Origin of the sequence: Caballeronia sp. LP006 (assembly GCF_031450995.1) — a bacterium.
Lineage (GTDB): Bacteria > Pseudomonadota > Gammaproteobacteria > Burkholderiales > Burkholderiaceae > Caballeronia.
Genome location: NZ_JARTVW010000002.1, coordinates 272,353 through 293,006, shown reverse-complemented (window position 1 = coordinate 293,006; position 20,654 = coordinate 272,353). Strand labels below are relative to the sequence as shown.

Annotated in this window: 21 protein-coding genes and 1 pseudogene; 19 read left to right on the top strand and 3 right to left on the bottom strand. The window is 61.9% G+C overall.

The features are described 5' to 3' along the window. Nucleotide 1: 1 nt before the first annotated feature. The 11 genes and pseudogenes from P9250_RS02105 to P9250_RS02055 all read left to right on the top strand — a co-directional run bounded on the left by P9250_RS02105 (nt 2) and on the right by P9250_RS02055 (nt 8,221). The gene (locus tag P9250_RS02105; protein ID WP_244831704.1) at nt 2-799 is read left to right on the top strand and encodes a helix-turn-helix domain-containing protein; all 798 of its coding nucleotides are present in this window, start codon (nt 2-4) and stop codon (nt 797-799) included. A gap of 288 nt (nt 800-1,087) precedes the next feature. Further along, nucleotides 1,088-1,756: pseudogene (locus P9250_RS02100) on the top strand (methyl-accepting chemotaxis protein); the annotation flags it as partial. A gap of 250 nt (nt 1,757-2,006) precedes the next feature. After that, on the top strand, nt 2,007-2,528 hold the full coding sequence (locus P9250_RS02095; protein ID WP_310390840.1) for a hypothetical protein: 522 nt from the start codon (nt 2,007-2,009) through the stop codon (nt 2,526-2,528). Nucleotides 2,529-2,818: 290 nt separating this feature from the next. After that, nucleotides 2,819-3,787, top strand: a complete 969-nt coding sequence (locus P9250_RS02090) for a GTP-binding protein (protein WP_310390839.1) — start codon at nt 2,819-2,821, stop codon at nt 3,785-3,787. A gap of 34 nt (nt 3,788-3,821) precedes the next feature. Continuing rightward, on the top strand, nt 3,822-4,325 hold the full coding sequence (locus P9250_RS02085) for a DUF1097 domain-containing protein (protein WP_244831698.1): 504 nt from the start codon (nt 3,822-3,824) through the stop codon (nt 4,323-4,325). A gap of 28 nt (nt 4,326-4,353) precedes the next feature. Beyond that, a complete protein-coding gene (gene nthB, locus P9250_RS02080) occupies nt 4,354-5,097 on the top strand; it encodes a nitrile hydratase subunit beta (protein ID WP_244831697.1) in 744 nt (247 codons plus the stop codon). Between the two features lie 17 nt (nt 5,098-5,114). Next, complete coding sequence (gene nthA / locus P9250_RS02075) at nt 5,115-5,738, top strand: nitrile hydratase subunit alpha (RefSeq protein WP_244831696.1); 624 nt, start codon at nt 5,115-5,117, stop codon at nt 5,736-5,738. An 8-nt stretch (nt 5,739-5,746) separates the two neighbouring features. Then, nucleotides 5,747-6,094, top strand: coding sequence for a nitrile hydratase accessory protein (locus P9250_RS02070; RefSeq protein WP_250528165.1), 348 nt, complete (start codon nt 5,747-5,749; stop codon nt 6,092-6,094). A 49-nt stretch (nt 6,095-6,143) separates the two neighbouring features. Beyond that, nucleotides 6,144-6,353, top strand: coding sequence for a CbtB domain-containing protein (locus tag P9250_RS02065; RefSeq protein WP_244831694.1), 210 nt, complete (start codon nt 6,144-6,146; stop codon nt 6,351-6,353). A 13-nt stretch (nt 6,354-6,366) separates the two neighbouring features. Beyond that, nucleotides 6,367-7,128: a CbtA family protein gene (locus tag P9250_RS02060; protein ID WP_309846055.1), complete on the top strand. Its 762-nt coding sequence runs from the start codon at nt 6,367-6,369 to the stop codon at nt 7,126-7,128. A gap of 94 nt (nt 7,129-7,222) precedes the next feature. Continuing rightward, on the top strand, nt 7,223-8,221 hold the full coding sequence (locus P9250_RS02055; RefSeq protein ID WP_244831692.1) for a GlxA family transcriptional regulator: 999 nt from the start codon (nt 7,223-7,225) through the stop codon (nt 8,219-8,221). Nucleotides 8,222-8,224: 3 nt separating this feature from the next. Here the strand turns inward: P9250_RS02055 and zwf are convergent, their stop codons facing one another. Then, nucleotides 8,225-9,688 (bottom strand): glucose-6-phosphate dehydrogenase, encoded by a 1,464-nt coding sequence (gene zwf, locus P9250_RS02050; protein ID WP_244831691.1) that lies wholly within the window; start codon nt 9,686-9,688, stop codon nt 8,225-8,227. A 234-nt stretch (nt 9,689-9,922) separates the two neighbouring features. Between zwf and P9250_RS02045 the strand changes: the two genes are divergently transcribed. From P9250_RS02045 to P9250_RS02015, 7 genes are all read left to right on the top strand, one after another. Next, nucleotides 9,923-10,156: a hypothetical protein gene (locus tag P9250_RS02045; RefSeq protein WP_250528167.1), complete on the top strand. Its 234-nt coding sequence runs from the start codon at nt 9,923-9,925 to the stop codon at nt 10,154-10,156. A 127-nt stretch (nt 10,157-10,283) separates the two neighbouring features. After that, complete coding sequence (locus P9250_RS02040; protein WP_244831689.1) at nt 10,284-11,402, top strand: ABC transporter substrate-binding protein; 1,119 nt, start codon at nt 10,284-10,286, stop codon at nt 11,400-11,402. 22 nt (nt 11,403-11,424) lie between these two features. Beyond that, entirely contained in the window at nt 11,425-12,360 is a 936-nt protein-coding gene (locus P9250_RS02035; protein WP_244831688.1) for an ABC transporter permease subunit, read from the top strand. Continuing rightward, the gene (locus P9250_RS02030; protein WP_244831687.1) at nt 12,357-13,148 is read left to right on the top strand and encodes an ABC transporter permease; all 792 of its coding nucleotides are present in this window, start codon (nt 12,357-12,359) and stop codon (nt 13,146-13,148) included. The genes P9250_RS02035 and P9250_RS02030 overlap by 4 nt, the downstream gene beginning before the upstream one ends. An 18-nt stretch (nt 13,149-13,166) precedes the next feature. After that, nucleotides 13,167-14,237: an ABC transporter ATP-binding protein gene (locus tag P9250_RS02025; protein ID WP_250494874.1), complete on the top strand. Its 1,071-nt coding sequence runs from the start codon at nt 13,167-13,169 to the stop codon at nt 14,235-14,237. 278 nt (nt 14,238-14,515) lie between these two features. Further along, nucleotides 14,516-15,823, top strand: a complete 1,308-nt coding sequence (locus P9250_RS02020) for a dicarboxylate/amino acid:cation symporter (RefSeq protein WP_244831685.1) — start codon at nt 14,516-14,518, stop codon at nt 15,821-15,823. Nucleotides 15,824-15,836: 13 nt separating this feature from the next. Continuing rightward, nucleotides 15,837-16,784: an amino acid ABC transporter substrate-binding protein gene (locus P9250_RS02015; protein WP_310390838.1), complete on the top strand. Its 948-nt coding sequence runs from the start codon at nt 15,837-15,839 to the stop codon at nt 16,782-16,784. A gap of 9 nt (nt 16,785-16,793) precedes the next feature. Here P9250_RS02015 and P9250_RS02010 read toward each other — a convergent pair whose 3' ends face one another. After that, the gene (locus P9250_RS02010) at nt 16,794-18,317 is read right to left on the bottom strand and encodes a glycosyltransferase family 39 protein (protein ID WP_310390837.1); all 1,524 of its coding nucleotides are present in this window, start codon (nt 18,315-18,317) and stop codon (nt 16,794-16,796) included. A 112-nt stretch (nt 18,318-18,429) separates the two neighbouring features. Next, nucleotides 18,430-19,386 carry a LysR substrate-binding domain-containing protein gene (locus tag P9250_RS02005; protein ID WP_310390836.1) on the bottom strand — a complete coding sequence of 319 codons (957 nt, stop codon included), beginning with the start codon at nt 19,384-19,386 and terminating at the stop codon, nt 18,430-18,432. Nucleotides 19,387-19,483: 97 nt separating this feature from the next. Here P9250_RS02005 and P9250_RS02000 point away from each other — a divergent pair, with 97 nt between their 5' ends. Further along, entirely contained in the window at nt 19,484-20,650 is a 1,167-nt protein-coding gene (locus P9250_RS02000) for a mandelate racemase/muconate lactonizing enzyme family protein (RefSeq protein ID WP_310390835.1), read from the top strand. Nucleotides 20,651-20,654: the final 4 nt, after the last annotated feature.

The following is a 20,654-nucleotide window of genomic DNA, read 5'->3' as shown; positions in this document are numbered from 1 at the left end:
CATGAAAGAGTTCCTGCTCAAACGCTATCCGATCGAACGCGTCCCGCTGTCGCGAGACGTGATGGCGACCCTCGTCGACTATCGTCATGGCGAGCGTATAACCTGGCATCAACACAAGCACGGACAACTGGTGTTCGCCGTGCGCGGCGTCGTGCGCGTGCTCACGCCCTCGCGCACCTGGACGCTGCCGCAGTCGCGCGCAGTTTGGCTGCCATCCGATGTCGATCACGAACTGCACGCGGTCGGCGACACGCAACTATGCAGTGTGTATTTCGAGCCGCGTGTGTTTCCGTGGTCGTGGCATCAACCGGCCGTGATTGCAGTGTCGCCGTTGATGAGAGAGCTGGCCATCGTGCTGGGCGCCGCGGGCGAGCGATACGCCGAGGGAAGCCATGCCTCGCTCAGCGCGCCGCTGTTGCTGAAGGTGTTGAGAGAGACGCCCGCGCTCGCCGAGCCCGGCGTGCCATTGCCGCGCGATGCACGGCTGCTGCAGATCTGCGAGCACATGATGAACGACCCGGCGAGCGAACTGACGCTCGATTTCTGGGGCGAGCAGTTTCACACCAGCGGGCGAACATTGGCGCGCTATCTGAATGCCGAGACTGGATTGACCTTTGGCGCATGGCGTCAGCAGATACGAGTCGCGGAGGCAATCACGCTCCTTACGCTGGGACAGCCTGTGACGCAAGTTTCGAAGAAGCTTGGCTATCGCAGTGCCAGTGCTTTCATCGTCATGTTTCGTCAGGTCACGGGAGAGGCGCCACAACGTTACCTGGCTTCGCGCTCGTCGAGCAGATAAACGGAGAGCGGGGCGTCTTATGCAGACTTCGAGTTGGAAACTTAGATGTGGATCGCATCGTTGCTCGAATGACGTTCGTATAGCTGCGGTCTTCGTTCGGGCCTCGATAGCTGAATGTCGAATGGCCGTTGTAGCGTTGAAAGCCGTCGTCGTCGGTACGTGGGGGAGAAGGGCGGTTGAGGGTCGTGAAGACTCATGCGCGCCTGCGGACGTTCGATTCAGCGGTGCAAGCCGGCGAATAACCGCAGACGGACGGACTGCAGCCACACGGTTCGTAACCGGGCCGGCAGCTCGGAGCAAGTCGCGCAGATCATCTCGGTCATCGAAGGCATCGCGTTCCAGACCAACATCCTCGCATTGAATGCGGCAGTGGAAGCCGCGCGCGCAGGCGAACAAGGTCGCGGTTTCGCGGTGGTGGCGGGCGAAGTGCGCACGCTTGCACAGCGCAGCGCGACGGCCGCAAAGGAGATCAAGGATCTGATCACCGAGTCCGTGGAGCGCGTGAACAATGGTTCGGCGCTCGTGGACAACGCGGGCCGCACGATGACGGAGATCGTGCAGGCCGTGAAGCGCGTGGCCGATCTGATGGGCGAGATCAGCTCGGCATCGGGCGAGCAGCATCATGGCATCGAACAGGTCAACACCGCAGTCATGCAGATGGATGAAATGACGCAGCAGAACGCGGCGCTCGTCGAGGAAGCATCGGCGGCCGCGCAGTCCATGGCGTCGCAGTCGGCTTCGTTGCGTGATCTCGTCGCTGTATTCAAGGTGGATGCAGCGGCTGCGCGCGCGGTTCCGGTATCCACGGCGGCGAAGCCAACGAGCGCGTCTCGCGTCGCTCTCAAACCTCGCGCTCCAGCGCCGACCAAGCCTCGCGCCTCAGCGAAGACAGCGCCGAAACCTGCGCCGACGCATGCAGCGACCGCGAGCGCGGAAGGGGACTGGCAGACGTTCTGAGAGCGCGAGCGCGTACAGAGGTTGTCCGTCATATAAAAGGCGGCACAACCTCAAGTTCGCATCGTTCAAGCCGTAAACATCGCCAACGCCTGCACGGTAAACATCTAAAACTACAACTGGAACTTCCATGATGAGAAGAGCCGGACTCGCCACGCTGCTTTGCGCCGCATCGATACTGTCGGGCTGCGCAAGCGGCCCCGAAGTGCTTTCGACCGTGAATGCGCGACAGCAGCCCACAAAAGTACGCAGCTTGCTGATCGTGGTGGACAGTTCGCTGTTCGGCGATTCATGGAACGCAGGGGCCGGTAGACATTTTGCGCACACGCTCGGCGACACGTTAAGAGAAACGGCCGGTTCGATTCCTGTGACGCTGCTGCGCCTGGACTCCGAAGCCGATTCACGCGCTCTGCCGAAGATCATCATGTCGTCGCATGCGACGCAGTTGATGCAGGTCAAAGCCGTACGCGTCACGTCGCGCTCGCGTGGCGACACCGAGGCCGTATGGCAAGTCACGCTTTCTGACGTGAAAGCGTCGCTGGTTCCCACCGAGCAGGACCCTTCGCGCTTCAATACGCGTGTCGAGATGAACACGTTCTATCAGCAAAAGATCAGCGCCAGTGTCTCGGAGCACATGGACTTTCTTCTTGGTGGCATCGACAAAAGTGCAGTGGAAACGGGAAACGCTATTGGCGCTCGCTTGCGCGCAGCACATGTGATGACACCTGACCCTGCGGTCGGCGCTGCGCCGTTGGTGTCGTCGAATCCCTCTTAGTCAAAGCGTTTGGCCGCTTCAAGTGCACACCCAAGCAGCACGTCCCGCACCATTCCCGCTCCACCATGCGCCGCCATCGCGCAACGCGGCGCTAACTCGAGCACGCCACCAAACGGCCACTTGTGTCCGTCTCAGCCGCTAGCAACCGAAACGGCCACAAACCCTTCCCAACCCCGCCAACAATCGACAGCACACAGCCACCTCGCCAAACACGGCGTGGAAGTCGCTAAAGAGTCATCCGTTCACAAACCGCGCATCGCTGCGAAGCACGCGCCAAGGATGACTCCGCCATGCAAATCCGCAGAATTCCCACTACCGTCGTCACCGGCTTTCTTGGCGCGGGCAAGACCACGCTCGTCAATCACATTCTCGATGCAACGCGGCCGATGCAGATCGGCATCGTGGTCAACGAGTTCGGCGAAGTCGGCATAGACGGTCAGTTGATCGTCGCCGACGAAGAAGCCGTCATCGAGATCAATAACGGTTGCGTGTGCTGCACGGTCCGCACGGATCTCGTCGCAAGCGTGCGCGATCTGCTTACACGCTTCGGCGACCGGCTGGAACGGCTGATCATCGAAACGTCCGGGCTCGCCGATCCCGCGCCCGTGCTACAGACCTTTCTCGCAGACCCCGACGTGCGCGAACGTCTCGAACTCGAAGCCGTCGTAGCCGTTGTTGATGCAATGCACGCATCCGCCCAGCTTCACGATGACATCGCGCGCGAACAAATCGTGTTTGCGGACCGCATCATCATCAACAAGACGGATGTGGCCGTGCCCGCGAAAGTGGCCGCGCTCGTCGAAGAACTCCGGCAAATCAATCCCACCGCGCAGATCGACTTCGCGAACCATTCAGCCGTCGACGTCGATGCGTTGCTCGGCGTGCGGAGTTTCTCGCTCGATAACCTGCTCGCCGTCGAACCCGGTTTGCTCGATGAAGAAGGCCACGATCACGAACACGACGACAGCATCGCTTCTTGCGCGATCGTCGTTCCAGGCGCCATTGACGCAAACCGCTTCAATCAGTGGATCAACCAGCTTGTGCAGACGCAGGGGCAACAACTGCTGCGCATGAAAGGCGTGCTCAACGTGCACGAGGAAGCAAGGCGTCTGCATTTTCATAGCGTCCACATGCTGCTCGATGCGAGCTTCGGCCGCGCATGGAAGCGCGACGAAGCGCGTGAGAACCGCTTCGTGATGATCGGCAGAAACATCGACGCACGGCACATGCGCGATGGACTTCTTTCCTGCATGCATTGACCCATTTATTCATGTCTTATCGAGGAGCACGCGCATGAAAAAGCCCGAAGCATACACATTGAGCATTGGCGTACTGGCCGTCGCGGATACATGGCTCACCGGGACCGTATTTCCCGTACCCGTCTGGGTGACGTTCATTGCATGGGCGTCGTTCTTCGTGCTTGGCGGCGGTCGCGCGGGCTTCGTGAAGAGCGTCGCGTCGAATCTCACGGGGCTGGTCATCGCATCGCTCACGTTGCTCTGCATTGCGACGACGAGCGGTGGCGCGTTTGCGGCGGCGGTGTTCGTCGGCATCGGCAGCGCGGCGATGGTGCAGGCAGCAAAGATCAGATTACTCGATGTCTTGCCGGCCATCGTGTGGGGCTTTGCATCGACGGTCGGCACGACGGTGGCAACAGGCAAGGCGATCACGACCGCTGGCATCGGCAATCCTGCACTCGTGGCCGCAGCGGCGCTCGTGACGGGCGCGGTCTTCGGCTTCGTGTCGGAAGTGGTCGGCGAAGCGCTGTTGTTCAAACGCGAGCATCGGCTGAGCTGAACTCGTTTCTTTACGCACGGAGCACATCGTGAAACTACAGCATCATCTTGGCGGCATCGAAAATCTCGGCCCCGTCAGCACCGAACGGCGCGTGTTCGTGGAACCGTGGGAGACGCGCATCTTCGGTATTCATACCGTGATGATGGCGGAAAGCGCGCATCTCTCCAATGCGCTGCATCGCTATCCTGTCGACACGCTGCCGACGACATTCAAGAACGACTGGACGTGGGCCTCGCTGCGCACGGGCGCGGAAGACATGCAGCCGTTCGAGTATTTCAAGTATCGGTACTACGAGAAATGGCTCGGCGGCATCTCGCAGTTCTTCGTCGATCAAGGCTACATCTCGGCCGACGAACTCGCGCAAAAGACCGCGCACTACCGCGCGAACCCCGATGCCGCGCTGCCTGGGAAACCCGACGCCGCGCTCACCGCGCAGATCGACGCGTATCTGACGAACGGCGACTCCGGTTATCACGCGCTCGAAAGCGCCGCGCGTTTTGCGAAGGGCGACGCGGTACGCATAGCCGACCCCGAAGCGGTCGATCACACGCGTCTGCCCGGCTATCTGCGCAACAAGACCGGCGTCGTCGATCTCGTGTATCCGGGCGCGTTCTCGTATTTCGTATCGACGGGACCGGACGGTATAGGCGCGCCCATGCCCGTGTATCGCATTGCGTTCGATACCGCCGACATCTGGGGCGCCGACAAGAGCGAAGCGAACACCACCCTTTATGCCGACTTGTACGAAGCCTACGTACAAGCGGCCAACTGATCCGGAGCCACCGCAGCATGAGCCAACTCTTTGAATTTCCCGACGACCGCGAAGCGTCGAGCGCGGCAAAGGTGCGCGCGCTGGAAGCATTGTTGATCGAGAAGGGCGTGATCGCGAGCGATTCCGTCGATGCCGTGCTCAAGCACTTCGAAACCATGGCCGGGCCGTTCAATGGCGCGAAGATCGTGGCGCGCGCATGGACCGATCCGGAGTACAAGAAGCGCCTCGTCGACGACACACCGAAGGCCATCGCGGAGCTTGCACTGCCGCTCGGCATGACGGGTGCGGAAGGCGAGCACATGGCCGCCGTCGCCAACGACGAGAACGTGCATAACCTCATCATCTGCACGTTGTGTTCGTGCTATCCGTGGCCGGTTCTCGGCTTGCCGCCGTACTGGTACAAGGACCCCGTGTTTCGTGCACGCGGCGTGCGCGAGCCCCGTGCCGTGCTGGCGGAATTCGGCGTGAACGTGCTTGCAGACAAGGAAGTGAAAGTGTGGGACAGCAGCGCGCAAATCCGCTGGTTCGTCGTGCCCGAGCGTCCCGCCAACACGGAGCACATGAGCGAAGCGGAACTCGCCGCGCTCGTGACGCCGGAATCGATGATGGGTGTCGCCCTCATCGAAGCGCCCACGACCTGAGGCCCGTCATGTTCACTCGATTCGAGGAATACGCGGCGACGTCGATGCTCGGCGCGCCCGATTCGCCGCCGCGTCTCGACGGCAAGCTGTTCTTCACCAACCGCTGGGAGCGCGATGTGTTCGGGCTTGCGCTGTCGTTATCGAAAGCGGGCTGCTTCGAGTGGGAGGACTTCCGGCAGAGCTTGATTGCATCGATTGCACAGTGGGAAGCTATCGGTTGCGTCGACCAGCCGCGCTGGGACTACTACGAACGCTTTCTCGAAGCGCTTCTGAACGTAGTCGAAACGAGCGGCGTGTTGTCGCGCGATGAACTCCTGAAGGTCGTGACGGCGCGGCGCGTCAACGTTGACGCCTGAGTCTTGCGCATCCATCCAATCATCATCATCGATTCAAACGAGGTCTTCAATGAACGACGCTATTGCTTTTCCTACCGAACCGGTCACGCCAATCCCGTTGCGCGAGCTACTACCCTGGATCGTGTTCGGCGGTCTCTTGATGTTGCTCGCGCTGTATTTCGTCGGCGCGGAAGAGGGAGCGACCTCGATCGTGTCCGGCATGTACGTTCACGAGTTCGTGCACGATGGACGCCATCTGCTCGGCTTTCCCTGTCACTGACGCGGAGACGATCATGGTCGGCAAACTGTTGATGCGCGGCATGCTCGCGGGCGTGGTCGCGGGACTGCTTGCGTTCGGTTTCGCGAGAGTGGTGGGCGAACCGCAAGTCGAACGCGCGATTGCAATTGAAGAGCACGCGCACGCCGCTCACGGCGATGCGCCCGAGCCCGAACTCGTCAGTCGCGAGACGCAGGCGGGCATGGGCTTGCTGACGGGTGTCGTGGCCTATGGCGCGGCTTTCGGCGGGCTCTTCGCGCTTGCCTTCGCATATGCGTGGGGCAGGGTGGGCAAGCTCGGCGCACGGCCGCTTGCCGCGTGGATGGCGCTTGCGGCGTTCGTATCGCTCGTCGTGGTGCCGAGCCTCGTCTATCCGGCGAATCCGCCATCGGTCGGGGACCCGGAAACCATCGGTTATCGCACGGCGCTGTTCTTTCTGACCATCGCCATCTCGCTTGCGATCATGCTGTTGTCGCTCAACGTGCGCAGTGTCGCGGCGAGGAAGTTCGGGCAGTGGAACGGAACGCTCGTCGGTATTCTCGCGTTCGGCGTCATGCTTGCCGTGATGATCGTCGTGCTGCCCGGGATCGACGAAGTGCCGGCCGGCTTTCCCGCCACGCTGCTGTGGAAGTTCAGGATGGCGTCCATCGGCATGCAGGCGATCGTCTGGACGACCATTGGCGCGCTGTTCGGTGTGCTCGCCGAGCGTAGCGAACTCGCCGGCGCTCGCCAGCCTCGCAAGGCACCGGCTTTCGCGCCGGCGGTGCGCAATCGATGACATGCGCGACCGCGTGTTTTTGGGCGGTTAGACTAATCGTTCAGGGCGACGGTGTTCCGCCGCCGCCCGCTTTCAGACGGACACCAAAACTCCGATGAAACGCATCAAGGTCGGCATGCTCGTCTTTCCCGGGTTCCAGTTGCTCGATATCGCCGGGCCGAAGGACGCCTTTGCCGAAGTCCGCGTGTTGAGCAAGGGCGAATGCGAGTACGAAATGATGACGGTCGGCACCACGCGCGGCAGCGTGCAGTCGTCGAGCGGCCTCACGACCGTACCGGACCGCACCATCTTCGACCGCTGCCCGGAGTTCGACACCATCATCGTTCCGGGCGGGCTCGGTATCTTCGACGCCTTCGACGATCCCGCGCTCAGCGAATGGCTGCGCGCGCAGCACAAGCAGTGCCGCCGCGTATCGGCGATCTGCAATGGTCTCTTCGCGCTCGGTTCGGCGGGACTGCTCGACAACAAAGTCGTGACTACGCACTGGATGGACGTGCCGCGGCTCGCCGCGACGTTTCCGCGCGCGCGGATCGAGCCGGACCACATCTTCGTTCGTGACGGCAACATCTTCACGACGGCGGGCGTCACGGCGGGTATCGACTTGTCGCTCGCAATGATCGAAGACGACTTCGGCCGTCAGATGGCGCTGGATGTCGCCAAGTATCTGGTCGTTTATCTGCGGCGCGCGGGCGGTCAGTCGCAGTTCAGCCCGCTCCTTGAAACGCAGGCCGCGCCCGGCTCGCAGACCATGGCGCTGCAGGAGTTCATGCTCGACAACCTGCATGTCGCGCATACAGTGGCATCGCTTGCGGACCGCGCGCATATGAGCGCGCGCAATCTCTCGCGCATCTTCGCCAAGGACTGCGGCACGACGCCGATGACCTTCCTTGCCAATGCGCGCATCGACGCGGCGCGGCACTATCTCGAAGCCACGGAATTGCCGATGCGGGAAATCGCGCGCCGCTGCGGCTTCGAGGATACCGACGGCTTTCGCAGAACCTTCTTTCGGCGGCTCAGTATCAATCCGGTGGATTATCGCGACCGGTTCAGATCAAAAGCCGACACGGTTCAGGCAGCCAACGGACGCGCCTGAGGATCAGCTTCCGAGCGCGTTCGGATCGCGCCAGGCACGCTCGAACGGCAGCCGCCAGGCACGCGGCGCGACGAGCTGATGAATCGCATTCGGCCCCCACGAACCCGGCGCGTAAAACCGCACGGGCGGCGGCGATTCGAGCAGCGCCGTGGATACTTCCCACAGCCGCTCGATGCCTTCCGCAGTCGTGAACAGCGTGCGATCCCCACGCATGGCGTCGAGAATCAGGCGCTCGTAGGCTTCCAGCACTTCGCCGATCAAGCCCGTGTCGCGCATGGCGAACTGCAGGCTCAGTTTGTCGAGACGCATGCCGGGGCCGGGCCGCTTGCCGTAGAACGAGAGCGACATCTTCGAGGCATCGGCGAGATCGAAGGTCAAATGGTCCGGTCCCTGCGAACCCACGCCCGAACCTGCCGGAAACATGCTCTTCGGCGGCTCGCGAAACGCAATGGAAATGATTCGCTGGCCTTCCGCGAGCCGCTTGCCGGTGCGCAGATAGAAGGGCACACCCGCCCAGCGCCAGTTGTCGATCGAGCATTTCAGCGCAATGAAGGTCTCTGTTTCCGACTCGGCGCTCACGCCTTCCTCGGTCCGATAACCCGTGTACTGACCGCGCACGACATCGTTAGGTTGAATCGGCAACATGCTGCGAAAGACCTTGTTCTTCTCCTCGCTGATAGGCGAAGGTTCCAGCGATGTGGGCGGCTCCATTGCCATGAACGCGAGAATCTGGAACAGGTGCGTGACGACCATGTCGCGAAACGCGCCCGTCTGCTCGTAGAAGCCCGCGCGCTTGCCGAGGCCGAGCGTTTCCGGCACGTCGATCTGCACGTGATCGATGAAATTGCGATTCCATATCGGTTCGAACAAGCCGTTGGCGAAGCGGAATGCGAGGATGTTCTGCGCCGGTTCCTTGCCGAGAAAGTGATCGATGCGAAAAATCTGCGCCTCTTCGAAGACCTCGTGCAAGTGCGCGTTGAGCGACACGGAACTTGCCAGATCGGTGCCGAAAGGCTTTTCCATGATGATGCGCGAGCGTTCCACGAGTCCCGCTTCATGAAGCATGCCGACCGCCGAAAGCGCGGCGTTGGGCGGAACGCTCAGATAATGCAGGCGCCGGCATTCGCCGCCGAAGCTTTTCTCGGCGTTCAGGACCGCCGCCTTCAGCGTTGCGGCGCCGGCTGTCAGGGGCACGTAATCGAGATTGGCGGCGAACGTGTCCCACTCTTGCGGCGTCACCTTACGACTCGAAAACTCGTCGAGCGCGCCTTTCGCCGTGACGCGGAAGTCGTCCACGTGAATGTCGTCGAGCGCGACGGCAATGATCTTGCAGCCGGGGATGAACCCCGCATTCGACAGATGGAAGAGGCCAGGCAACAGCTTGCGTCGTGCGAGATCGCCCGTGGCGCCGAACAGCACGACCACTTGCGGAAACTTCGGACCTACGCCTGCGGAGATCTTGGCCATCGTGCGAATCCTCGGTGGGTTGTCACGGCTCGTCAGCAACAGCGTCGCGTCTCATGCGTTCCGACAGTGTCAGTATCGCTCAGGCGTGCGCGATTCAATAAAGCGCATTCGAAGCGCGTTCGCGCGTGGTCCACATTGCGGGATCGTGCTTCAACGCAGCTCGCGTTCCCTCGGCGGTTTGGGCTGCCATGCATCGACGAGTCGGCCGATAAAGAGCCGCACCTTCGGACTCGGATGCCGTCGCGTGGGAGACACCGCGCTAATGGGCACGCCCTCGGCGCCAAGCCGGAACGCAGCGGCGCGAGCGCGATTGCGCTCGGTTCGCTCGGTGGCGGCGCGGTCGTCGAACATCTCGGCATTGCTTCGACGATGCGCTTCAGCGCGATCCTCGCGGCGCTGAGTCCAATCGTGGTCGCGACGACGTTCGGCACGGGCCGCGCGCCGCCCAGCGAGCCTTCGAGGAACTGAAGGGTGCCGCCGATGCCGCGCATGGAGCCGGCTTTTTTGGCGGCTTGCCAAACGCGCTGATTGACTTTAGCCTGCATCGGCAATCGGCGGAACTCATCAACGCAATACCTTCCGGTATAGGACAAGAATGACGATGAAGCGTATCGGGACAGGCCGTGTTTTGTGCATCTGCGCCACGGCTGGATTGGCCGCGGGCAGCATCGGTCAGGCTGTGGCGGCGCCAACGGATGCGCTCATCGCAGCCGCGAAGCAGGAAGGGCAGTTGACCACCATCGCACTGCCGCATGACTGGTGCGGTTACGGCGCGGTCATCGCCGGGTTCCAGAAGAAGTACGGCATTCGCGTCAACGAACTCAACCCCGACGCAGGCTCGGGCGACGAGATCGAAGCGATCAAGGCCAACAAAGGCAACAAGGGACCGCAGGCACCGGACGTGATCGACGTCGGTCTTTCGTTCGGCCCGACGGCGAAGAAAGAAGGCTTGTTGCAGCCGTACAAGGTGTCGACGTGGAGCGCGATTCCCGCCGAATCCAAGGACGCCGAAGGCTACTGGTACGGCGATTATTACGGCGTGCTTTCATTCGAAGTCAACACCGACATGATCGACAAGCCGCCGGCCGACTGGAGCGACTTGCAGAAGGCCGACTATCGCAACGCGGTTTCGCTCGCGGGCGATCCACGCTCGGCCAATCAGGCCATTCAGGGCGTCTATGCCGCGGGCTTGTCGCAGACCAAGGGCGACGCAAGCAAGGCGGATCAGGCAGGCCTCAAATTTTTCGCCGATCTGAACAAGAGCGGCAACTTCGTGCCGGTGATCGGCAAGGCGGCGTCGCTGGCGCAAGGCACGACGCCGATCATCGTGCGCTGGGACTACAACGCGCTCGCCGACCGCGACACGCTCAAGGGCAACCCGAAGGTGCAGGTGATCGTGCCGAAGACGGGTGTCGTGGCGGGCGTTTATGTTCAGGCGATCAGCGCGTTTGCGCCGCATCCGAACGCCGCGAAGCTGTGGATGGAATACCTCTATTCCGACGAAGGCCAACTCGGCTGGCTTGCGGGCTATTGCCATCCAATGCGCTACAACGAACTCGTGGCGCAGAAGAAGGTGCCACAGGCGCTGCTCGACAAGCTGCCGCCCGCATCGGCGTATAAAGGCGTCGTGTTCCCGACGCTGCCGCAACAGGACGCCACCAAGGACGTCGTCACCAAGGGCTGGGATCAGATCGTCGGCGCGAACGTGAAGTAAGCGTGACGCACGAGATCCTGCAATGAGCGTCTCTCCTCCGCAAGGCGCCGGGCCGGATCTGCTGGCGCCGGCCGCGCCCGTGCCGCCGGCCGGTGCCGCGCGCGCAAGCGGCGGCGCGAGTTGGCTCACGTATATCGGCGTGCTGCCGTTCTTCGTGTTCGCGCTGCTATTCCTACTGCTGCCTACGGGCTTCTTGATGGTGGGCGCGTTCCAGGACCCGCAGGGACACTTCACGCTCGTCAATTTCCGCGAGTTGTTCCAGCCGGGCGTGCTCGATGCCTACTGGATCAGCATGAAAGTCAGCGCGGCGTCGGCCGCGGGCGGCGCGATACTCGGCTCGCTGCTCGCGTGGGCGGCGGTGAAAGGCCAGTTACCCGCATGGATTCGCCCGACGCTCATGACCTTCTCCGGCGTGGCGTCGAACTTCGCGGGCGTGCCGCTCGCGTTCGCTTTCATTTGCACGTTGGGGCGCGTGGGTCTCGTCACCGTGCTGGCGCGCAAGTACCTTGGCTTCAATCTCTATTCCACCGGCTTCAGCATTCTGAGCTTCGCCGGACTGACCATCACATACCTGTATTTCCAGATTCCGTTGATGGTGCTCATCATCACGCCCGCGCTCGACGGTCTGAAGCGCGAATGGCGCGAAGCCTGCGATTGCCTCGGCGGGACATCGGCGCAGTACTGGCGTTATGTCGGCTTGCCGGTGCTGTGGCCGAGCTTGCTGGGCGCGGCGCTGCTCTTGTTCGCCAACGCGTTCGGCGCGGTCGCCACGGCTTATGCGTTGACCGGCAGCTCGCTCAATATCGTGACCATTCTGCTGTACGCGCAGATTCGTGGCGACGTGCTGCATAACCAGAACCTGGGTTACGCGCTCGCGCTCGGCATGATCGTGGTGACGGGGCTTTCGAACGGCGGCTATATCTGGTTGCGTGCGCGCGCCGAAAGGGGACGCCGATGAAATCGCAGTCGCGCGCGGGCGCCGCCATCGCGATGATCGTCGGCTCGCTGTACTTCCTGATTCCGCTCATCGCCACGTTCGAGTTCAGTCTGCGCATGCGTCGTGGCGAATACAGCTTCGACGCATATCGCGTCGTACTCGGCGATCCGCATTTTCAGGCGTCGTTCGGCTATTCGGTGCTGATGGGCTTTCTCACCATCGTGATCGGCGTGCTGCTCGTGGTGCCGACCGCTTATTGGGTGCAACTGCGCTTGCCGAAGCTGCGCCCCGTGGTCGAGTTCATCACGTTGCTGCCGCTCGTGATTCCGGCCATCGTCATCGTGTTCGGCTATCTGCGCATCTACAACAGCAGTTCGATCCTGCCGCTCACCGGCAACGAACGCGCGACCGACCTTTTGCTCGTGTTCGGCTATGTCACGCTGTCGCTGCCGTATATGTATCGCGCGGTCGACGCCGGCATGCGCGCCGTCGATATCCGCTCGCTCACCGAAGCCGCCGAATGTCTGGGCGCGGGCCGCGCGACCATACTTTTCAAAGTGATCTTCCCGAATGTGCGCTCGGGCATTCTGTCGGGCGCGTTCCTTACTTTTGCGGTCGTCATCGGCGAGTTCACGCTCGCGAGCCTGCTGGATCGTCCGGCGTTCGGCCCGTATCTGCAGTTGATCGGTGCGAACCGTGCCTACGAGCCGTCGGCGCTCGCGATCATCGCGTTCGTCGTCACCTGGGCCTCGATGGGGCTGATCCAGGTATTCGGTTCGGCGCGCGCGCTGGCCGGCCAGAAAACTTGAGCCTGAGGTACGCGACGCATGGCATTTCTCGAAATCGACAATCTTCACAAGGCGTTCGGGCCGAACATCGCGCTGCATCAGTTCGACATGAAGATCGAGCGCGGCGAGTTCATCACGTTCCTCGGTCCTTCTGGATGCGGCAAGACGACCGTGCTGCGCATGATCGCGGGCTTCGAGACGCCCACGCGCGGCACCATTCGTCTCGATGGCCGCGACGTCACGCATCTGCGTACGCGCGAACGAGCCGTCGGCATGGTGTTTCAATCGTATGCGCTCTTTCCGAACATGACGGTGGCGCAGAACATAGGCTTCGCGCTGCGAGTGGCGAAGCGTCCGCAGAAGGAGATGGACGAGCGCGTGGCGCAAATGCTCGAACTGATCAAGCTGCCGCATCTTGCCGAGCGTTATCCGTGGCAACTGTCGGGTGGCCAGCAACAGCGCGTGGCGCTGGCGCGCGCGCTTGCGAGCAAGCCGCAAGTGTTGCTGCTCGACGAACCGCTGTCCGCGCTCGATGCGAAGATCCGCGTCTCGTTGCGCGAAGACATTCGCGCGTTACAGCGCGAACTTGGAATCACGTCGATCTTCGTCACGCACGATCAGGAAGAGGCGCTATCCATTTCGGATCGCATCGTCGTGATGAACGAGGGGCGCGTCGAACAGGTCGGGCCGCCGCTCAACATCTATAACTTTCCGCGCACGCGCTTTGTCGCCTCCTTCGTTGGCACGCTCAACATTCTTGCGGGCCGCGTGATCGATCCCGCGACCGGACGCATGGCCGTGGACGGTCAGGAACTCGTGACGTCGCGCCAGTTGCCATCGGACGATGCCGGCCGGGAGCGGCTTCTCGCCTTGCGTCCCGAAGCGATCGTGCTCGAACCGCCCGCGAGCGGCCGCAATTCGCTGGCGGCAACCGTCGAGGAAATCAGCTTCCTCGGCGCGGTGGTGCGTATCCGCGCGCGCGTGAAAGACGCGGTAGTCTCGCTCGATGTCTTCAACGACCCAAACCGGTTGCTGCCCGAACGCGGCCAGCCGGTCGCGCTCGGCTTTTCGCACGAGAATCTCCTCGTGCTCGACGAGGACGCGCGTTAGGCAACGCGCCAAACGTGCCGTTGCGCAGCGCACCAGCGTCGCGGCGCCGTTCGGCGGGCGCGAGACTCGATCCTGTCGCTGCATTGCGGCACGCGTAGCGGATATATATGCGATGCATCGATGCCATCGCCGCGCATTTCGATTCCGGCAATTCAAACACCTTGCATGGCGGATTACGCCAATGCAATTCCCTTTTTGTTAAGGCACACTAAGCGGCAGCATCCGGTTTCGAGCTTTGCATCCCGCAAACCATCAAAGCAGTGAATGGAGGCTTCGAGATGAACCGAAAAAATAATGCGGCCATCTGGATCCTGGTCGCCATGCTGTTGGGCATCGGGATCGGCTACATGATCTACTCGAGCTTTCCGGACAAGAAGACTGCTACTGAAATCGCGGGCTACATCTCGCTCATATCGGACGTGTTTCTGCGACTGATCAAAATGGTGATCGGCCCGCTCGTGTTCTCCACGCTCGTCGTGGGCATTGCGCATATGGGCGATGCAGCCTCGGTCGGGCGCGTGTTTGCCAAGGCGCTCGGCTGGTTCGTCACCGCGTCGCTCGTGTCGTTGCTGCTCGGTCTCATGATGTCGAACCTGCTCAGGCCGGGCGAGAATCTCGGGCTGCCGTTGCCGGATATCGGCGCATCGGCGAATTTGGCGACTTCCAAGTTCACGCTCAAGGACTTCGTGAGTCACATGGTGCCGAGGTCGTTTGCCGAAGCGATGACCAACAACGAAGTGCTGCAGATCGTCGTGTTCTCCATGTTCTTCGGTGTGGCGCTCGCCGCGCTGGGCGACAAGGGCAAGATTCTCGTCGCCGCCATCGACCAGCTCTCGCACGTCATGCTGAAGATCACCGGCTACGTAATGAAGCTCGCACCGCTCGCCGTGCTGGCCGCGATGGCGTCCACTGTCGCCGTCAATGGCCTGACCATTCTGCTCAAGTTCGCGGTCTTCATGGGCGACTTCTACTTGAGCCTGTTCATATTGTGGGCGTTGTTGGCGCTCGCGGGTTTCCTGTTTCTCGGACCACGCGTGCTCAAGCTGCTGGGACTGATAAGAGAAGCGTTCATGCTCTCGTTCGCGACCGCGAGTTCGGAAGCCGCGTATCCGAAGATTCTCGATGCGCTCGACCGCTTCGGCGTGAAGCGCAAGATCTCCGCGTTCGTGATGCCGATGGGCTATTCGTTCAACCTCGACGGCTCGATGATGTACTGCACCTTCGCGACGTTGTTTATCGCGCAGGCCTACAACATTCCGCTTTCCATCGGCACGCAACTGACCATGTTGCTGGTGCTCATGCTGACATCCAAGGGAATGGCCGGCGTGCCGCGCGCGTCGCTCGTCGTGATCGCGGCAACGCTCAACCAGTTCGGCATTCCCGAAGCGGGTTTGTTGTTGATTCTCGGCGTGGACACGTTCCTCGACATGGGCCGTTCCGCCACGAACGCGGTGGGCAATTCGATTGCGAGCGCGGTGGTCGCCAAGTGGGAGGGCGAACTGATGACGGAAGCGGAAGCCGACGCCAACGCGGCGCGCATCGAAACCGAGCTCGAAGCGACCATCGCCCATCCGGCAGAAGGTTAAGCGGAGCCGCGCCATGAAGATGCAGCGATTCTGCTCGATGCTCGCGCTCGCGGGGACGTTGATCGCCTGTGCCGGAGCGCGAGCGCAGGACGATCCGCAAACGTCACGCGCTATTCCCGATAGCTTCGCGCCCGTCGCGCTCACGGGAACGCTCGCGAAGGTGCGAAAGAGCGGTGTCGTCGCGATTGGTTATCGCGAGGCATCGGTGCCGTTTTCGTATCTGAACGCGCGCCATGAACCTATCGGTTATTCCATCGAGTTATGCAAGTCGCTGGTGACGGCCATCGGCGATGCGATCAACCTGACGCCGACCATCCTGTGGGTGCCGGTTACGCCTGATAATCGTATCGACGCCGTGACGAGCGGCCGTGCCGATCTCGAATGCGGCTCGACGACCAGCAATATCGAACGCCAGAAACGCGTGGCGTTTTCGCCGATCATCTTCGTCGCGAGCACGAAGGTGATGGTCAAGAGCGGTTCGCCTATCGGCTCGTTTCGCGATCTCGCGGGCAAGAAGGTCACGTTGACCGCCGGCACCACGAACGAGAAGGCGCTGCGCGATCTGGACAGCAAGTTCCGGCTCGGCATTCAGTTGCAGATCGTGCCAGACCACGCGCAAGGCTTCGCGCAAGTGGCCGACGGCCATGCCGACGCATTCGCCACCGACGACGTCTTGCTCTACGGGCTGATTGCCGAGCACGCGGGCGCGGGCGGCTCGTACCGCGTGGTCGGCGATTACCTTTCGTATGAGCCGTACGGCATCATGTTTCGCAAGGACGATCCGCAGTTGGCGCAAGTGGTGAAGGACACGTTCCAGGAACTCGCGGCGGATGGCGAAATGGACCGGCAATACAAGCGCTGGTTTTTGCGCCGCCTGCCATCGGGCACGAGCATCAATCTGCCGATGAGCGCGCAACTCGAGACTATCATTCAGACGACCGCAGGCACGGACGCGCAATGAAGATGCGCGCTATCCATAGACCTGTATGCCGCGCCAGAATTGCGGCCACGGTTGGCGCGGTGCTTCGCATACGAAGATATCGCGGCCACTTACCGTGCTGTTTGCAATCCCGAAGCGGTTCGTGAGACGCTCGGCCATACGGCACGACGCCAACTCACGCTGCACGATATCGCTCGGAAAACCCACGACGATCAGCGGCTTCGGCGGCGGGTCGCCGTATCCGCGAAACCAGTGTGAGTTGGTGCCGGAGATCGGGCTCGGCAGCTTCAAGCGCGCGCCGAATAGATCGATGGCGCCGGCCTGGCCCGTATCGGCGACGAGAATGCCGACGCTCGCACGTTGCCCCTCCGGAAGTGTGTCGCGAATGCGCGCGACGTTTTCCGCCATGTCGGGCCACCCGAGCTCTTCGTTGAAGTTGCCGCCATTGACGCGATCCGCAAAGCGCCACCATGTCGATCCGACCGGAGCAATCGGCAGTACGGGTGCCGCGCCCAGCACCGCGCCGATTGCGAGCACGACGCACACGGACCAGCGAATCGCCGCTGCGTGGCGCATGTGGAGCGATGCCATCCGTTGCTCCGCCCACACCGCGCCCGCCGCGAGCAACATCGGATAAGCAGGCGCCATATAGTAGTCGCGGCCCTTCGCCACGACGAACAACACGAGCGGCACGACGAACATCCAGCCAAGCACGCGAAACCGCTTTCCTTCCCCGACGGCGAAAAGATAGTAGAGTCCCGCGAGCCACAAGGGAACCGTGAACGGGCTTGTCGTGATCCAGAACTGACCGAGCAGGAATCCGTTGCCGCGTCCCATGCGGACGTCGCGAGCGTGAATGCTCTGCAGGAAATCCAGTGTGATGAAGTCGTGCTGAAACTGCCAGATCAAGTGAGGCAGCGCGATCACGCCGACGAGCGCGACGCCGAGCCATAGCCACGCGCTGCGGAAGTATCGACGGGCGGGTGTGAAGAGCAAGCCCGCGGCGATACCCGCTGCCAGAAACGCGATGGTGTACTTCGTCAACAAGCCGATGCCGATGGCAGCGCCAACGCCGAGACACCATCGTGCATCGTCCGTGGACAGCAGGCGCACCGCGCAGTATGCGGCCGCGACCCACCATAGATAGTCGAAACTGACGTACTGATAAAGCGCGCCCGCGCTCAACGCGACACTGCTAATAGCGGCGGCCAATGCGGCGACGATCTGCGCCCGTCTGCTTCCTCCGAGCTCGCGCGCAATCAGGCCCGTGAGCACGAAGGCGATGCCCATTGCCAGCGACGAGAAAAAGCGCAAGCCGGTCAGCGACGGCCCGAACAGCGCGAACGCGCCTCGCGCAAGAAACGGAATGAACGGCGGGACGCCGACGTAACCCCACGCGAGCGAGCGCGCGTCTTCCAACGTGGACAGTTCATCGCGATGAAAGCCGTATTCGCCATTGGTCGCGATATGCAAAATCACCAGCGCCGCAGCCCATGGAAGCAGTGGCGCGGTGTCGGCGAGTGAATGCGTTTTCAGGCTACCGGCTGGCCGCATGTCTCCTCCGTTTTGCGGGCGACTTCAGCGTGCCGAGTCTCGCATCGTCCGAGGCACGAGGCAAGTCGCGTGGCGCGCGTGATGCGAACGTTCGTGCCTGTACACAAGCGGATCAACGGCGGGCGCCGCGTTTCTTGCGCTCGCGCACGAGCTTGCCGGCATCGACGGGAATGAACGGCGCCTGAAAGCGCTCAACCAGGAAGTCGATGAACGCACGGGCGCGTGCGGTCTGGTTGCGTTGCCGCGGGTAATAGACGAAGAGATCGGCCGATGGCAGCACGGCGTTCGGCAGCACGATTTCGAGCCGTCCGCTCTGTACATACTTCGCCAGGTCCCATTCCGAGCGGATAAGAATGCCGTGTCCGTCGAGCGCCCAGCGCAGGACGATATCGCCATCGTTGCTGGATAACGCGCCGCGCACTTTCAGCGCTTCCGTGTGCTCTTCGTCGATGAATCGCCATACGCCATAGGCATCGTCGTTCTGCCGATGGATGATGCAGCGGTGCTGCAGCAAGTCTTCGATCTTTTCGGGCGTGCCGAAGCGTTCGAGATATTTCGGCGATGCGCAAAGAAAGCGCCGGTTGCTCATGATGCGTCGCGCGCTCAAGCGGCTGTCGGGCAGTTCGCCGAAGCGTATCGCCATATCGAACGCACCTTCGACCAGATCGACGGGCCGATCCGTCACTTCGAACTGAACCTCGACCTGAGGAAAGCGCTTAGCAAACTCGGACACGAGCGGCGCAATGGTCGTGCGTCCGAAGCCGAGCGTCGCGTTGATGCGCAGCAGCCCTTGCGGATCGGTGCGCGCGCCCGTGATCGCTTCTTCCATTTCGCGCACTTGTTCCACAATCTGCGTTGCATAGCGCAGATAGGTTTCGCCTTCCGGCGTGAGGCTGATGCTGCGCGTGGTGCGGTTGACGAGCTGCGCGCCCAGCCGCTTTTCCATGATGCCGAGCCGCTTGGTCGCTGCGGGCGGCGTGAGATCGAGTGCGCGCGCCGCGCCGGACATGCTCTTCAGTTTCGCGAGCAAGATGAAGAACTCGAAGTCCGATGCCGAATCAGTATTCACTTTAAGTAAAAAATGAAATGAATGTGGGTGAATCTTAACCCGGCACTTCGCGGCTAACCTAACGTCTTCAATGAGCGAGTGCCGTCAGGAGACATTCATGAAGATCGTCGAAATCCGCGAAAAGACCGTTCCGATCAGTTCGCCCATCCGTAATGCATATATCGACTTCAGCAAGATGACGCTGAGTCTCGTCGCGGTCGTGACCGACGTGATCCGCGACGGCAAGCCTGTCGTCGGTTACGGCTTCAACTCGAACGGCCGCTACGGTCAGGGCAAACTCATGCGCGAGCGCTTCATTCCGCGCATCCTCGAAGCAGACCCGGGCACGCTCCTCGACGATACCGGCAACAACATCGATCCCCACAAGGTGTGGGCGACCATGTTCATGAACGAGAAGCCGGGCGGTCACGGCGAGCGTTCGGTGGCTATCGGGACCATCGACATGGCGATCTGGGACGCGGTCGCGAAGATAGAAGGCAAGCCGCTTTTTCAGTTGCTCGCGGACCGTCATGGCAATGGCCAGCCGGACCGCAAGGTGTTCGTGTATGCGGCAGGCGGCTACTACTATCCGGGCCAGGACCACGGCAAGCTCAAGGATGAGATGCGCAGCTACATCGATCGGGGCTATACGGTCGTCAAAAAGAAGATTGGCGGCGCTTCCCTCGATGAAGACCTGCGCCGTATCGATTCGATCCTGAGCATTCTGCAAGACGGCCAGAAGCTCGCGGTGGACGCCAACGGCCGCTTCGATCTCGACACGGCCATTCAGTACGCCAAGGCGCTCTCGCAATACGATCTCTTCTGGTACGAAGAGCCGGGCGATCCGCTCGACTTCGAGTTGCAAGCCACGCTGCGCAACTACTACGACAAGCCGATGGCCACCGGCGAAAACCTCTTTTCGATGCAGGACGCGCGCAACCTGATTCGCTACGGCGGCATGCGTGCCGACCGCGACTGGCTGCAGTTCGATTGCGCACTGAGTTACGGCCTCGTCGAATATCTGCGCACGCTCGACATGCTGCATCAGCACGGCTGGTCGCCGAGCCGCTGCGTTCCGCACGGCGGGCACCAGATGTCGTTGAATATCGCGGCAGGGCTGGGGCTTGGCGGCAACGAGTCGTATCCCGATCTGTTCCAGCCCTACGGCGGTTTCCCGGATGGCGTGAAGGTCGAAAACGGCTATATCACCATGCCCGACTTGCCCGGCATCGGTTTCGAGGGCAAGGCCGACCTTTACGCCGAGATGACGAAGCTGTCGGCGTGACGCG

Excerpts from the sequence above, each read along its gene's own strand:
- P9250_RS02105 (WP_244831704.1), top strand. The coding sequence starts at position 2 with ATGAAAGAGTTCCTGCTCAAACGCTATCCGATCGAACGCGTCCCGCTG.
- P9250_RS02090 (WP_310390839.1), top strand. The coding sequence starts at position 2,819 with ATGCAAATCCGCAGAATTCCCACTACCGTCGTCACCGGCTTTCTTGGC.
- P9250_RS02085 (WP_244831698.1), top strand. The coding sequence starts at position 3,822 with ATGAAAAAGCCCGAAGCATACACATTGAGCATTGGCGTACTGGCCGTC.
- nthA (WP_244831696.1), top strand. The coding sequence starts at position 5,115 with ATGAGCCAACTCTTTGAATTTCCCGACGACCGCGAAGCGTCGAGCGCG.
- P9250_RS02070 (WP_250528165.1), top strand. The coding sequence starts at position 5,747 with ATGTTCACTCGATTCGAGGAATACGCGGCGACGTCGATGCTCGGCGCG.
- P9250_RS02065 (WP_244831694.1), top strand. The coding sequence starts at position 6,144 with ATGAACGACGCTATTGCTTTTCCTACCGAACCGGTCACGCCAATCCCG.
- P9250_RS02060 (WP_309846055.1), top strand. The coding sequence starts at position 6,367 with ATGGTCGGCAAACTGTTGATGCGCGGCATGCTCGCGGGCGTGGTCGCG.
- P9250_RS02055 (WP_244831692.1), top strand. The coding sequence starts at position 7,223 with ATGAAACGCATCAAGGTCGGCATGCTCGTCTTTCCCGGGTTCCAGTTG.
- zwf (WP_244831691.1), bottom strand. The coding sequence starts at position 9,688 with ATGGCCAAGATCTCCGCAGGCGTAGGTCCGAAGTTTCCGCAAGTGGTC.
- P9250_RS02045 (WP_250528167.1), top strand. The coding sequence starts at position 9,923 with ATGCCGTCGCGTGGGAGACACCGCGCTAATGGGCACGCCCTCGGCGCC.
- P9250_RS02040 (WP_244831689.1), top strand. The coding sequence starts at position 10,284 with ATGACGATGAAGCGTATCGGGACAGGCCGTGTTTTGTGCATCTGCGCC.
- P9250_RS02035 (WP_244831688.1), top strand. The coding sequence starts at position 11,425 with ATGAGCGTCTCTCCTCCGCAAGGCGCCGGGCCGGATCTGCTGGCGCCG.
- P9250_RS02030 (WP_244831687.1), top strand. The coding sequence starts at position 12,357 with ATGAAATCGCAGTCGCGCGCGGGCGCCGCCATCGCGATGATCGTCGGC.
- P9250_RS02025 (WP_250494874.1), top strand. The coding sequence starts at position 13,167 with ATGGCATTTCTCGAAATCGACAATCTTCACAAGGCGTTCGGGCCGAAC.
- P9250_RS02020 (WP_244831685.1), top strand. The coding sequence starts at position 14,516 with ATGAACCGAAAAAATAATGCGGCCATCTGGATCCTGGTCGCCATGCTG.
- P9250_RS02015 (WP_310390838.1), top strand. The coding sequence starts at position 15,837 with ATGAAGATGCAGCGATTCTGCTCGATGCTCGCGCTCGCGGGGACGTTG.
- P9250_RS02010 (WP_310390837.1), bottom strand. The coding sequence starts at position 18,317 with ATGCGGCCAGCCGGTAGCCTGAAAACGCATTCACTCGCCGACACCGCG.
- P9250_RS02000 (WP_310390835.1), top strand. The coding sequence starts at position 19,484 with ATGAAGATCGTCGAAATCCGCGAAAAGACCGTTCCGATCAGTTCGCCC.